The sequence below is a fragment of the Acidovorax sp. GW821-FHT09B03 genome (assembly GCF_059418305.1).
Genome location: NZ_JBWKPP010000008.1, coordinates 238,667 through 250,989, shown reverse-complemented (window position 1 = coordinate 250,989; position 12,323 = coordinate 238,667). Strand labels below are relative to the sequence as shown.

Below are 12,323 nucleotides of genomic sequence, written 5' to 3'. Positions count from 1 at the left end.
AGGCCAGGCGGGTTGGTCTCGGCCGGCGGGTCGTCCCGCTCAGGGCATCATTTCTTGAGGCATTCGCTCATGAAGGCCTTGCGCTCGTCGCCCTTCTTGCCGGTGGCGTCGGCGTTGCAGGTCTTCATCTTGTCCTGCTGGGTGGCGGGCTTGTTGGACAGGCAGGTCTTCATGAAGGCCTTGCGCTCGTCGCCCTTCTTGTCGGCCGCCTCGGCGTTGCAGGTGGCCATCTTGGTCTGCTGCTTGGTGGGCGCTGCGGCAGACGCTGCCGGTGCCGCGGGCGCGGCGGCTGCCGCTGGCGCCGCAGCCTTGGTGGCCGGGGCATCGGCAGCATGGGCTGCGCCCAGGGAGAGAAGCAGGCCCAGGGCCGTCAGGGAGAGAAGCTTTTTCATGGTGTAGTGCTCCGGTGATAAGGGCATCCAATGCAACCCGCATCGGATTGCCCGATTACAACGTACGGGCATCGACCGGCGCTGACATGCCGGGCAGGCTGCCAGAATTCTTTACGATCTGTTGCGCGGGCGCAGCGCCTTTGGTGGCCTGCCAGGGCCGGATTTGGTGGCGTGGGCAACACACCCCGCCAGGGCGTTCGCGGCCGGCCCCGTAAAATCCCCCGATGCTCTCTGTCAAACACGATCTGCTGGCCGCGCTCGCGGCCGAGCTGGACATCCTTTCCCCTGGCGCTGGCGCCAAGGCGGCGTTCGAATCCCCCAAGGTGGCTGCGCACGGCGACTTCGCCTGCACGGCGGCCATGCAACTGGCCAAGCCGCTCAAGCTCAACCCGCGCGCGCTGGGCGAGCAGCTCAAGGCCGCGCTGGAGGCCACGCCCGCCTTCACGCGCTGGGTGGATGCCATCGAGATCGCCGGCCCCGGCTTCCTGAACATCCGCCTCAAATCCGCTGCCAAGCAGGAGGTGGTGCGCGAGGTGCTGTCCGCTGGCGAGCGTTTCGGCTACCAGCCCGACCGCGGTGCCAAGGTGCTGGTCGAGTTCGTCTCGGCCAACCCCACCGGGCCGCTGCACGTCGGCCATGGCCGCCAGGCAGCGCTCGGCGATGCCATCTGCAACCTGTTCGCCACGCAAGGCTGGGGCGTACACCGCGAGTTCTACTACAACGACGCGGGCGTGCAGATCCAGACCCTCACGCACAGCACCCAGTTGCGCGCCAAGGGCTTCAAGCCCGGCGACGAATGCTGGCCCACGGATTCCGAGAACCCGGCCAGCAAGGCCTTCTACAACGGCGACTACATTCAGGACATCGCCAACGACTTTCTGGCGAAGAAGACCGTCAAGGCCGACGACCGCGCGTACACCGCCAGCGGCGACGTGGACGATCTGGAGTCGATCCGCCAGTTCGCCGTGGCCTACCTGCGCAACGAGCAGGACAAGGACCTGCAGGCCTTCAACCTGAAGTTCGACGAGTACTACCTGGAGTCGAGCCTGTACACCAGCGGCCGCGTGGATGCCACGGTGGGCAAGCTCGTGGCCAATGGCAAGACCTACGAGCAGGACGGCGCCCTGTGGCTCAGGAGCACGGACTACGGCGACGACAAGGACCGGGTCATGCGCAAGCAGGACGGCAGCTACACCTACTTCGTGCCCGACGTGGCCTACCACATCGCCAAGTGGGAGCGCGGCTACACCAAGGTCGTGAACATCCAGGGCACCGACCACCACGGCACCATCGCCCGCGTGCGCGCCGGCCTGCAGGCGGCGGAAGTGGGCATTCCCCAGGGCTACCCCGACTACGTGCTGCACACCATGGTGCGCGTGGTCAAGGGCGGCGAAGAGGTCAAGATCAGCAAGCGCGCGGGCAGCTACGTGACCCTGCGCGACCTGATCGAATGGACCAGCAAGGACGCGGTGCGTTTCTTCCTGCTCAGCCGCAAGCCCGACACGGAGTACACCTTCGACGTGGACCTGGCCGTGGCGCAGAACAACGACAACCCGGTGTACTACGTGCAGTACGCGCATGCGCGCATCTGCTCGGTGCTGCGCGGCTGGGCCGAGCAGGGCGGCGGCGATGTGGCCTCGCTGCAGGGCGTGGACCTGTCGGCGCTCGAAGGCCCGCAGGCCCAGGCGCTGATGCTGCAACTGGCCAAGTACCCCGAGATGCTCACCGCCGCCGCCGAGGGCGAGGCGCCGCACGACGTCACGTTCTATCTGCGCGACCTGGCCGCCAGCTACCACAGCTATTACGATGCCGAGCGCATCCTGGTGGACGACGAAGCCGTCAAGCGCGCGCGCCTGGCCCTCGTCGCCGCCACCGCGCAGGTACTGCACAATGGCCTGGCTGTGCTGGGCGTATCGGCCCCGGCCCGAATGTAAGCAAGCAACCACTACCATGAAGAACAAGCAACTGGGCGGAACCATCATCGGCTTTATCGTGGGCGTGATCTTCGGCCTGGGGGCCGCACTGGCGGTCGCCGTCTACGTGACCAAGGTGCCCGTGCCCTTCCTGAACAAGGGTGGTGCACGCGGCACCGACCAGGACGCGGCCGAAGCGCAGAAGAACAAGAACTGGGACCCGAACTCGCCGCTGTACGGCAAGAACCCGGCCCGTCCACCCGCCACAGCGGCGTCGGCCCCCGCCACAGCAGGCGTGTCCCCTGCGCCTGCGCCCACCGCCTCGGCACCTGCCGTGGCCGCGGCGGACCCGCGTGCCGCCGCATCGTCGGCCAAGCCCGCCGCAGCGGCCACGACCAAGCCCGGCAGTGCCGACCCGCTGGGCGACCTGGCGGCCGCCAAGGCCGCTGCCGCGCCCGGCAACAGCGCGGACCCCTTCGACTACTTCGTGCAGGCCGGTGCCTTCCGCACCCAGGCCGATGCCGATGCCCAGCGCGCCAAGCTGGCCATGCTGGGCTGGGAGGCCCGCGTGAGCGAGCGCGAGCAGAACGGCCGCACCGTGTTCCGCGTGCGCGTCGGCCCCTTCACCAAGCGCGACGATGCCGCCCAGCTCAAGGACAAGCTCGACACCACCGGCGTCGAGTCGGCCCTGGTGCGGGTGCAGCGCTGAGCGCGGGCCGGCCTGAACTTTTTTCGGGGGCGTGGCTCACACCCCCACACACGACCCTAGGAGAGTCATTTTGATGAAACGCCGCGAGTTTTCCCTGTCTGCCGCCTCTGCCGTGGCCGCTTCCGCCCTGGCCCTGCCCGTGGCAACCCCTGCACTCGCGCAAGCGCGCCAGTTCAAGGAGGGCAAGGACTACCGCAAGCTCGACAAGCCCGTCGCGCCCGAGGCGCCGGCCGGCAAGGTCGACGTGATCGAATTCTTCTGGTACGCCTGCCCCCATTGCAACGCCTTCGAGCCCACGCTCGAGGCCTGGATCAAGTCCGCGCCCAAGGACCTGGCGATCCGCCGCGTGCCGGTGGCCTTCAATGCCAGCTTCGTGCCGCTGCAAAAGCTGTACTTCACCCTGGAAGGCATGGGCAAGGTCGCCGACCTGCATGCCAAGGTCTTCCGCGCCATCCATGTCGAGAAGGCCAAGCTCGCCAAGGACGATGAAATCATGGCCTGGATCGCCACGCAGGGCGTGGACGTGGCCAAGTTCAAGGAAATCTACAACTCGTTCACCGTCTCCAACCAGGTGCGCCGTGCGTCGCAGCTGCAGGATGCGTATGGCGTGGAAGGCGTGCCCTCGATGGGCGTGGCCGGCCGTTTCTACACCGATGGCACCATGGCGGGCAGCATGCCGGTCGTGCTGCAGGTGGTGGAGCAACTGGTGGGCGTGGCCCGCAAAGGCTGACCGTTTCTGGACAGGACGCGGTCCTGCAGATGCCAAAAGCCCGCGGATGCGGGCTTTTTTCATGGCGTGTCGCCGCGGGTGGCTACAATGATCTGCAAGATTCGTGCCCTATGAACTACCGCATCCTCCCGATCCTCCTCCTCTCGGCCCTGGCCGTTGTCCAGACTGCGGCCCATGCCGAAAAGGCCGACCGCAACAAGCCCATGAACATCGAGGCCGATGCACTGCGCCACGATGAACTCAAGCAGACCAGCGTGTTCACCGGCCGGGTGGTCATGACCAAGGGCACCATCGTGCTGCGTGGCGCGCGTCTGGACGTGCGCCAGGACGCCGATGGCTACCAGTTCGGCGTGGTCACGGCCGAGCCGGGCAAGCGCGCCTTCTTCCGCCAGAAGCGCGACACCCTCGCCGGGGCACCCGATGAGTTCATCGAAGGCGAGAGCGAGGTCATCGAGTACGACGGCCGCGCCGACAACGTGAAGTTCATCACCCGCGCCGAGCTGCGGCGCTTCCGTGAATCCACACTGACCGACGAGATCACCGGGCAGGTCATCGTCTACAACAACCTGACCGACGTGTTCACCGTGGATGCCAAGCCGCGCGGCAGCACCAACGCCGCAGGCGATGCCCCGGCACCCGGCGGCCGCGTGCGTGCCATCCTGTCGCCCAAGGAAACCCCGGCCAGCGCCGCTGCCCCTGCCGCCCCGGCACCGGGCACGACCCTGCGCCCCAGCAACAGCCTGAGCGGCGGCGCCAAGTGAGCGGGCCCGACGTGAGCGCCGTCGCCGGCTCACCGGCGGAAAGCCGGCTGGAGGTGCACCACCTCGAAAAGTCCTACGGCAGCCGCAAGGTCGTCAAGGATGTGTCGCTGGTCGTGCAAAAGGGCGAGGTCGTGGGGCTCCTGGGCCCCAATGGCGCGGGCAAGACCACCTCGTTCTACATGATCGTGGGCCTGGTGCGCAGCGATGCCGGTGACATCCGCATCGATGGCCACTCGGTGGCCCACATGCCCATCCACCGGCGCTCGCGCCTGGGCCTGTCCTACCTGCCGCAGGAAGCCTCGATCTTCCGCAAGCTCACGGTCGAAGAAAACGTGCGTGCCGTGCTCGAACTGCAGCGTGGCGAGGATGGCCAGCCGCTGCCGCGCGCGGCCATCGAGGAGCGCCTCACGGCCCTGCTCACGGAGTTGCGCGTGGAGCATCTGCGCGCCTCGCCTGCGTTGGCCCTGTCCGGCGGTGAGCGCCGCCGCGTGGAGATCGCCCGCGCGCTGGCCACGCAACCACGCTTCATCCTGCTGGACGAGCCGTTTGCCGGCATCGACCCCATTGCGGTGATCGAGATCCAGCGCATCATCGGCTTTCTCAAGGCGCGCGGTATCGGCGTGCTCATCACCGACCACAACGTGCGCGAGACGCTGGGCATCTGCGACCACGCCTTCATCATCAGCGACGGCCACGTGCTGGCCCAGGGAACCCCGTCCGAAATCGTCGACAACGCCGAAGTGCGCCGGGTGTACCTGGGTGAACACTTCCGCATGTAGCAGACCGATGGACCGCACGTTCGCCATGCACCTGCCTTCGCGGCAGCCCACCGGGGCTGTGCGATGAAGCCCGGCCTGTCACTGCGCGTATCGCAGCACCTGGCGCTCACGCCCCAGCTGCAGCAGTCCATCCGCTTGCTGCAGCTGTCCACGCTGGAGCTGGGCCAGGAGGTCGAGCAGATGCTCGACGAAAACCCCTTTCTCGAGCGCAATGCCGACGAGGCGCCGCGCGAAGAATTCGGCGTGGACACGGCCGATGCGCCCGTGCAGCCGGACGACTACAGCGCTGACGACGCGGTCTATTCCAACGCACCGGGTTCCAGCACGCCGAGCGAGTCGGTTCCCGATGCACCCCAGAGTGACGCGGAACTGGGCAGCAGCGCCAGCGACGAGCCTGACTGGAGCGGCGATGGCACCGTGGACGTGTCCCCCAACGATGCCGAGTGGGGTGGCGATGCGCCGGCCCGCAACCGCAACGATGCCGAGGGCGACGAGGCCGACGCCACCGAGCTGGCCCGCACCCATGAATCGCTGACCGCCTTCCTGCACCGCCAGGCGCTGTCGCTGCGCCTGTCCGAGGTGGACCGCGCGGCGCTGCGCTTCCTGATCGAATCGCTCAACGACGATGGCTACCTCGAGGAGCCGCTGGAAGAGCTGGCCATCGCCCTGGCCGGCCCGGACGACCTGGAGCAGATCGAGGAGCTGGTGCACCGCTTCACCGTGGCGCTGCGCCTGCTGCAGAGCCTGGAGCCCGTGGGCGTGGGTGCACGTGGCCTTGGTGAATGCCTCACGCTGCAGCTCACGGCCCTGGCGGCCGACGAAGACAGCGATGCCGACCCCGACACCGTGCAGACCGCGCTGCGCGTGTGCCAGCAGCCGCTGGAGATGCTGGCACGCCGCGACATCCGCCGCCTCACGCAGCTGTGCGGCGACGGCGAGGAGCGCACGCGCGCCGCCATGGCCCTGATCGCGCGGCTGGAGCCGCGTCCGGGGCGCAAGTTCGTCGATGTGGAGCGCAACATCATCGTGCCCGACGTCATCGTGCGCAAGGCCGGGCGCGCCAATGGCCGCGACGGGCAGCACAACTTCATCGTGGCCCTGAACCCCGACGTGATGCCGCGCTTGCGCGTGCACGACATCTATGCCGGCGCCCTGCGTGGCCACAAGGGCGGCGAGGGCCACCAGGCCATGCAGCAGCGGCTGCAGGAGGCGCGCTGGTTCATCAAGAACATCCAGCAGCGCTTCGACACCATCCTGCGCGTCTCGCGCGCCATCGTCGAGCGGCAAAAGAGCTTCTTCACCCATGGCGAGCTGGCCATGCGCCCGCTGGTGCTGCGCGACATCGCCGACGAGCTGGGCCTGCACGAGTCCACCATCAGCCGCGTGACCACGGCCAAGTACATGGCCACGCCCATCGGCACCTACGAGCTCAAGTATTTCTTCGGTTCGGGCCTGGGCACCGAGACCGGCGGCAATGCATCGAGCACGGCCGTGCGTGCCCTCATCAAGCAGTTCGTCGCGGCCGAAAGCCCGGCCAAGCCGCTGTCGGACAGCCAGATCGCCGAGATGCTCAAGGAGCAGGGCATCGAGTGCGCGCGCCGCACCGTGGCCAAGTACCGCGAGGCGCTCAAGATCGCGCCGGCCAACCTGCGCAAGGCGCTCTGATCAGGGCAGGCTGCGGAAGGCCCGGCTGGAGATGCTGACGGCATTGCCGTCCGGGTCCTTGGCGTTGGCGAACGCATAGCCGTTGGCCTGGTGCGTGGGGCCGAAGGCCAGGTCCTGCGCCAGCGCATGGGCCTTGAAGGCTTCCACGTCGGGCACATGAAAGCACAGCTTCACCCCCGCTTGGCCCAGCTTCACGCTCTTGGCCGCCTGGTGTATGAGGATGCTGGCGCCGCCCTGGGGGGCATTCAGTTCGATCAATCCTTCCACCACCTCGCCCGTGGTTTCCAGGCCGAAATGCGTGCGGTAGAAGGCCGCAGTGCGCTGCATGTCGCGTGCGTAGAGCATCACGGTGCCGAGGATGGGCGGCACGGAAGAAGAGGCCGCCACCATCAGGGCGCTTTCGTGGCCGGTGCGCGACGCAGCGAGCGCAGCAGCTCCAGCGCCTGGGCCGTAGGCTCCTGCGGAGCGCCGTTGACAAGCACCGTGAAGGTCACGCGCAGCTCGTTCATGCCCAGCACGCCCTGGGTCAGGTGCTTGTAGCCGTCCGGCTCGGGGGCGCGGTCGGTGGCCGAGAAGTAGTAGCCCACCTTGCCCGCGGCACCCAGGTCCTTGAGGGGCAGGTCGCTCTCGACGGCCTTGGGCCGGGCCCGGGTGGCACCGGCCTGGACCAGCCCCCGCAACTCGTCGGCGGTGGGGGGCCTGGGCGCGCTGCCCACAGGCCAGATGGGCGTGATGAGCATCTGCAAGGCCTTGGCATCAGGGCCGCTGATGGCCACCGAGGGCGGCAACTCCCCGTGCGGGCGGCGGACCTGGACGCGCCATTGCGCGGGCAGGTCGATCACCAGATCGTCGCGGCCGGGCAGGGCAACGCGCAGTTCTTCGGCGAGAACCGGCAGGCACAGGAAAAAGGCAATCGAAGCGAGGGCAGTGCGGAGCATGAAGTGGAAGAGGGGGGGTTATGGGCGTTTGGCAAAGACGGCGTCGTAGGACGGGGCGCTGAAGCCGTTCACCCGCTGGCCATTGTGAGCAGCACCGGCACGCCGCGCGCACCCAGTTGCGCAAAGGCGGCCTTGCCGGTCCACGGATTCGTAGAGCGTCTGGGCATGCGCCGTGCCCATGAGCGCAGCCGCAATCAGGGCGAGGGTCAGGCTGCAGCGCAGGGTGTGCATGGGGCTCCGGGTAAAATCGGCTATTCCAGGAGCATAAGAGACTTCTGCCGCTCCGAGGCCCGCCGGGGCAAGGCCTCACCCGTATGGGCCATTCCTGCCGTCCGGCCTGCAGCATCCTGGATGCCCTTTGCGGGCTTCCTTGGGGCGCCTTGCCTCCGGTTCGCTGTCTTTTCTCGACCCTCTGTTTCCCTGCCCATGGCCCGCATTGTTTTCGACCTCCCCGCGCATTTCGGTTTTGCCACCGAGCTGCAGATCTACATCAGCCATGTCAACCAGGGCGGGCACCTGGACAATGCGCAGCTGCTGAGCCTGGTGTCCGAGGCGCGCGTGCGCTTCTTCCAGTCGCTCGGCTACCCCGAGGCGGATGTGGGTGGCCTGTCCACCGTGGTGGGCGACATCGTGGCGCAGTACAAGTCCGAAGGCTTCCATGGCGAGACCATGCGCGTGGAGATGGCGCCCGAGGACCTCAACCGCTACGGCTTCGACCTCGTGTTCCGCATGACCGAGAAGACCTCGGGCCGCGAAGTGGCACGCGGCAAGGTCGGCATCGTCTTCATCGGCCGCAGCGACCGCAAGGTGGCGCCCATTCCCGAATCCATCCGCCAGCTGCTGCTGGCGCGCGCATCCTCCAGCACCGCTGCTGCGTAAGCGCGTATCCTGTCGCCCAGTGCCATGAACCAACTCCAACTTTTTCTCCCCTGCGCCGCCGGTGTCGAGGGCTACCTCGCTGACGAGGTGCACGCCATCACCGGCCTCACGGGCCAGGACCTCCTCATGGGCCGCGGCGGCGTGCTGCTGCGCGCCTCGTGGCGCCAGGCGCTGCTGCTCAACCTGCACAGCCGCCTTGCGCAGCGCGTGCTGGTGCAGCTGGCGCACCGGCCCTACCGCTCCGAGAACGACCTCTATGGCATTGCCAGCGAGGTGGCCTGGGAGATCTGGTTCACCACGCGCCAGACCTTCAAGGTGGAGGTCACGGCCCAGCACAGCCCGCTGCAGAGCCTGAACTTTGCCGGCCTGCGCGTGAAGGACGCGGTGGCCGACCGCTTCCGTGCCAAGACCGGCGTGCGCCCCGACGTGAACACCCAATGGCCCGACGTGCGCATCCACCTGCACCTGACCACCGAAGAGGCCACGGTCTACATCGACACCTCGGGCGAGCCGCTGTTCAAGCGCGGCTGGCGTGAGGACAAGGGCGATGCCCCGCTCAAGGAAACCCTGGCCGCCGCGATGATCGCGGCCAGCGGCTGGGACCCGCTGGGCGATGACCCCGTGCCGCTGTACGACCCCTGCTGCGGCAGCGGCACCATCGCCATCGAGGCGGCGCAGATCGCCTGCCGCATCCCGGCCGGCATGCTGCGCCGCTTTGCCTTCGAAAAGCTGCTGCCCTTCCAGGGGCACGTGTGGTCGGCGATTCAGGCCGAGGCCGAGAGCGCGATCCGCCCAAGCCCCGTGCCCATCTTCGGCAGCGACGTGGCCCACCGCATGGTCGATTTTGCGCAGCGCAATGCCGAGCGTGCCGGCGTGGCCGATGCCGTGCAGCTGCGCGGCGGCGACGCCCTGCAGCGCATGCCGCCCAGCGAGCAGCCTGGCGTCATGCTGCTCAACCCGCCCTATGGCGAGCGCATTGCCGCCGCCGGCTCGGCCGGCCAGAACGCCAACGAGCGCGCCGCCGAACGGGCCCTGGGCGCCAGCGTGGGCCGCGAGGCCGCGCACACCGACGACGGCGGCGAGTTCTTCAGCCAGCTGGCCACCCACTGGAAGAAGAACTATGCGGGCTGGACGGCCTGGATGCTGACCCCCGACCTCAAGTTGCCCGGCAAGATGCGCCTGAAGGAGTCGCGCCGCGTGCCCATGTGGAACGGCCCCATCGAGTGCCGCATGTTCCGATTCGACATGATCAAGGGATCGGTGCGCGCCAAGCCATCGTCCGAGGCGCCACAGAACGGCCCGCGCGATGCGGGTTGAGCTGCCGCTGCCGGCCCAGGCGCCGGCAGGAGAACCTGCGCGCCCCGTGGTGGTGGACACCAACGTCGCGCTCGACCTGCTGATCTTCTCCGACCCCGCGACCGTGCCGCTGCGCCAGTTGCTGGCCGAAGGGCGCCTGGCCTGGATCGCCACGCAGGTCATGCGCGACGAACTCGAGCGTGTGCTGGCCTACCCGCACATCGTGGGCCGCATGGACTACTACCGGGTGGACGCAGCGCAGGTGCTTGCCGCCTTCGACGCCCAGGCGCGTCTGGTGGATATCGCCCCCCGTGTGGCCTATGTCTGCAAGGACACCGACGACCAGAAGTTCATCGACCTAGCGGCCGCGCACCGCGCCATCCTGCTCAGCAAGGACAAGGCCGTGATCTGCATGCGCAAGCGCCTGCTCTTGCTGGATGCGCATGTGGCGACGGCACTGGTGCTGGAGATGGCGGGAGAATCCGCCTCCGCCGACGCCTGAATCCCCTCGTCAGCGGTCGAAGCTGAAATCGCTCGCTGCGTGCACCTGCCACGCACCCTCGCCCTTGAGTTCCAGCACATGCGTGTGGTGCTTGAGCACGGCGGGGCGGTGGGCAATGCTGATGAGCGTGGTGCCGCTGGCGCGCAGGCGCTTGTAGAGCGCCGCCTCGTTGGCGCTGTCCAGCGCGCTGGTGGCCTCGTCCAGGATCACGATGCGTGGTGCGCGCGCCAGCACCCGGGCAAAGGCCAGGCGCTGCTGCTCGCCGATGGACAGCTGCTTTTCCCAGTCGTGCGAGGCGTCGAGCCCGCCCACGCGCTCGGCCAGCGATTCGAGCTGCACTTCCTGCAACAGCTCCAGCAAACGTTCATCCGACAGATCGGTCTCTTTCATGGGGTAGATGATCTGACTGCGCAGCGTGCCCATCTGCATGTACGGGCGCTGGGGCAGAAAGAACACGTCCTCCATCGGCGGGTGCTGCACGGCGCCGCTGCCGGTGCGCCACAGGCCCGCGATCGCGCGCAGCAAGGAACTCTTGCCGCAGCCGCTGGGCCCGGTGATCAGCAGCGCATCGCCGGCCTGCAGCGTGAGCGACAGGTCCTGCACCAGCAGTCGGCCGAATTGGGGCGTGTAGAGCGTGAGCCCCTCGATGGCCATGGCTTCGCCGATGCGCGTGGCGATCTGCGGCGCGGGCTCTGCGGGGGGCTCTTGCGGACTGCCGGTGCGCGGTGCGACGGCAGGTTCGGCCCAGGGGGTGGGCGCGGCAGGCGTCTTGAGGACCATCTGCGACAGCGCGTGCAGGCGGTCGATGCCGGCCACGAAGCGGCTCAGGCTCTCGAAGTTGTCCACGATCAGCGACACGGCGCCGAGCACTGCCGCAAAGGCACCCGCCGCCTGGATGGCGCGCCCCACCTCGAGCTCGCCCGAAAGCACGCCATTGGCCAGAATGATGCTCGGCAGCACCAGCGTGAGCTGGCTGAACGAGCGCTGGAACAGGTTGAGCGAACGCTGCTTCTTGATGAGCCGAGCGTAGTTGGTGAACGCGGCTTCGAAGCGGTGGTCGATCTGTGCGCGCTCCTGGGGCTCGCCGCGGTAGAAGGCGATGGACTCGGCGTTCTCGCGCAGCCGCATCAGCCCGAAGCGAAAGTCCGCCTCGCGCCGGATCTGCCAGAAATTGAGCCGAATCAGCGGCGCGCCGAACAGGTACAGCGCGCCGAAGGTGCCCAGCAGCGCATACACCGCGAGGAAGGCCACCAGCACCTTGGAAATGGACCACAGCACCGCGCTGAACGCCACCAGCTGCATGAGCGAGCCCAGGAAGATCAGCAGGAAGTGCGTGGACCGCCCGGTGAAGGTGTTGATGTCCTCGCTGATGCGCTGGTCGGGGTTGTCGATGTCGCTGCCGGTACCGAGCTCGTAGTACTTGCGCTCGCCCAGGTAGCCATCCAGGAAGCGGTGCGTGAGCCAGCGCCGCCAGTGGTTGGAGAACGCATCGCGCATGTAGTAGTAGAAGGCGTACACCGGTACCGCGAAGGCCAGCACGATGAGGCTGGCGCGCACCGCGCCCCAGAAGCGGTCGGCCTGCTTGGCGGCCAGGGCCGAAGTCATCTCGCCGGTCTTGTCGATCAGCATCACGGCCAGCTGCGTCTCGCAGACCATCAGGCCGATGAGCAGCGCGAGCAGGCCCCAGGCGGTTCTCTTCTTGTCACCCATCCAGTAGGGACGGGCCACGCTCATGAACTGTTTCCATGCCGAGAGGGAC

General features: G+C 67.8%; 13 protein-coding genes. 9 read left to right on the top strand and 4 right to left on the bottom strand.

Features of this window, described 5'->3' with window-relative positions:
- Positions 1-47: 47 nt before the first annotated feature.
- The gene (locus AC07PA_RS17005; RefSeq protein WP_108016466.1) at positions 48-392 is read right to left on the bottom strand and encodes a PsiF family protein; all 345 of its coding nucleotides are present in this window, start codon (positions 390-392) and stop codon (positions 48-50) included.
- A gap of 224 nt (positions 393-616) precedes the next feature.
- On the opposite strand from AC07PA_RS17005, the gene argS reads away from it, so the two are divergent.
- The 6 genes from argS (at position 617) to AC07PA_RS16975 (ending at position 6,949) form a co-directional block, all read left to right on the top strand.
- On the top strand, positions 617-2,326 hold the full coding sequence (gene argS, locus AC07PA_RS17000; protein WP_007850376.1) for an arginine--tRNA ligase: 1,710 nt from the start codon (positions 617-619) through the stop codon (positions 2,324-2,326).
- A gap of 16 nt (positions 2,327-2,342) precedes the next feature.
- Positions 2,343-3,014, top strand: coding sequence for an SPOR domain-containing protein (locus AC07PA_RS16995; protein ID WP_007850378.1), 672 nt, complete (start codon positions 2,343-2,345; stop codon positions 3,012-3,014).
- Positions 3,015-3,087: 73 nt separating this feature from the next.
- Positions 3,088-3,744 carry a thiol:disulfide interchange protein DsbA/DsbL gene (locus AC07PA_RS16990; RefSeq protein ID WP_007850380.1) on the top strand — a complete coding sequence of 219 codons (657 nt, stop codon included), beginning with the start codon at positions 3,088-3,090 and terminating at the stop codon, positions 3,742-3,744.
- Between the two features lie 110 nt (positions 3,745-3,854).
- The gene (lptA, locus tag AC07PA_RS16985; RefSeq protein WP_494606749.1) at positions 3,855-4,505 is read left to right on the top strand and encodes a lipopolysaccharide transport periplasmic protein LptA; all 651 of its coding nucleotides are present in this window, start codon (positions 3,855-3,857) and stop codon (positions 4,503-4,505) included.
- A complete protein-coding gene (lptB, locus tag AC07PA_RS16980; protein WP_145697034.1) occupies positions 4,502-5,284 on the top strand; it encodes an LPS export ABC transporter ATP-binding protein in 783 nt (260 codons plus the stop codon). The genes lptA and lptB overlap by 4 nt, the downstream gene beginning before the upstream one ends.
- A gap of 63 nt (positions 5,285-5,347) precedes the next feature.
- Positions 5,348-6,949: an RNA polymerase factor sigma-54 gene (locus tag AC07PA_RS16975; protein WP_145697035.1), complete on the top strand. Its 1,602-nt coding sequence runs from the start codon at positions 5,348-5,350 to the stop codon at positions 6,947-6,949.
- Here the strand turns inward: AC07PA_RS16975 and AC07PA_RS16970 are convergent, their stop codons facing one another.
- Together AC07PA_RS16970 and AC07PA_RS16965 are read right to left on the bottom strand one after the other, a co-directional pair.
- Entirely contained in the window at positions 6,950-7,336 is a 387-nt protein-coding gene (locus AC07PA_RS16970) for a VOC family protein (protein WP_494606752.1), read from the bottom strand.
- Positions 7,337-7,338: 2 nt separating this feature from the next.
- Complete coding sequence (locus tag AC07PA_RS16965; RefSeq protein ID WP_494606754.1) at positions 7,339-7,887, bottom strand: hypothetical protein; 549 nt, start codon at positions 7,885-7,887, stop codon at positions 7,339-7,341.
- A gap of 426 nt (positions 7,888-8,313) precedes the next feature.
- On the opposite strand from AC07PA_RS16965, the gene AC07PA_RS16960 reads away from it, so the two are divergent.
- The 3 genes from AC07PA_RS16960 to AC07PA_RS16950 are packed head-to-tail and all read left to right on the top strand — an operon-like array spanning position 8,314 to position 10,564.
- Entirely contained in the window at positions 8,314-8,766 is a 453-nt protein-coding gene (locus tag AC07PA_RS16960; protein WP_145697039.1) for a thioesterase family protein, read from the top strand.
- A 24-nt stretch (positions 8,767-8,790) separates the two neighbouring features.
- Complete coding sequence (locus tag AC07PA_RS16955) at positions 8,791-10,083, top strand: THUMP domain-containing class I SAM-dependent RNA methyltransferase (RefSeq protein ID WP_007850395.1); 1,293 nt, start codon at positions 8,791-8,793, stop codon at positions 10,081-10,083.
- On the top strand, positions 10,073-10,564 hold the full coding sequence (locus tag AC07PA_RS16950; protein WP_494606757.1) for a putative toxin-antitoxin system toxin component, PIN family: 492 nt from the start codon (positions 10,073-10,075) through the stop codon (positions 10,562-10,564). The genes AC07PA_RS16955 and AC07PA_RS16950 overlap by 11 nt, the downstream gene beginning before the upstream one ends.
- 9 nt (positions 10,565-10,573) lie before the next feature.
- Here the strand turns inward: AC07PA_RS16950 and AC07PA_RS16945 are convergent, their stop codons facing one another.
- Positions 10,574-12,298 carry an ABC transporter ATP-binding protein/permease gene (locus AC07PA_RS16945; RefSeq protein ID WP_494606759.1) on the bottom strand — a complete coding sequence of 575 codons (1,725 nt, stop codon included), beginning with the start codon at positions 12,296-12,298 and terminating at the stop codon, positions 10,574-10,576.
- Positions 12,299-12,323: the final 25 nt, after the last annotated feature.

Excerpts from the sequence above, each read along its gene's own strand:
- AC07PA_RS16995 (WP_007850378.1), top strand. The coding sequence starts at position 2,343 with ATGAAGAACAAGCAACTGGGCGGAACCATCATCGGCTTTATCGTGGGC.
- lptA (WP_494606749.1), top strand. The coding sequence starts at position 3,855 with ATGAACTACCGCATCCTCCCGATCCTCCTCCTCTCGGCCCTGGCCGTT.
- argS (WP_007850376.1), top strand. The coding sequence starts at position 617 with ATGCTCTCTGTCAAACACGATCTGCTGGCCGCGCTCGCGGCCGAGCTG.
- AC07PA_RS16975 (WP_145697035.1), top strand. The coding sequence starts at position 5,348 with ATGAAGCCCGGCCTGTCACTGCGCGTATCGCAGCACCTGGCGCTCACG.
- AC07PA_RS16955 (WP_007850395.1), top strand. The coding sequence starts at position 8,791 with ATGAACCAACTCCAACTTTTTCTCCCCTGCGCCGCCGGTGTCGAGGGC.
- AC07PA_RS17005 (WP_108016466.1), bottom strand. The coding sequence starts at position 392 with ATGAAAAAGCTTCTCTCCCTGACGGCCCTGGGCCTGCTTCTCTCCCTG.
- AC07PA_RS16950 (WP_494606757.1), top strand. The coding sequence starts at position 10,073 with ATGCGGGTTGAGCTGCCGCTGCCGGCCCAGGCGCCGGCAGGAGAACCT.
- AC07PA_RS16990 (WP_007850380.1), top strand. The coding sequence starts at position 3,088 with ATGAAACGCCGCGAGTTTTCCCTGTCTGCCGCCTCTGCCGTGGCCGCT.
- AC07PA_RS16945 (WP_494606759.1), bottom strand. The coding sequence starts at position 12,298 with ATGAGCGTGGCCCGTCCCTACTGGATGGGTGACAAGAAGAGAACCGCC.
- AC07PA_RS16965 (WP_494606754.1), bottom strand. The coding sequence starts at position 7,887 with ATGCTCCGCACTGCCCTCGCTTCGATTGCCTTTTTCCTGTGCCTGCCG.
- AC07PA_RS16960 (WP_145697039.1), top strand. The coding sequence starts at position 8,314 with ATGGCCCGCATTGTTTTCGACCTCCCCGCGCATTTCGGTTTTGCCACC.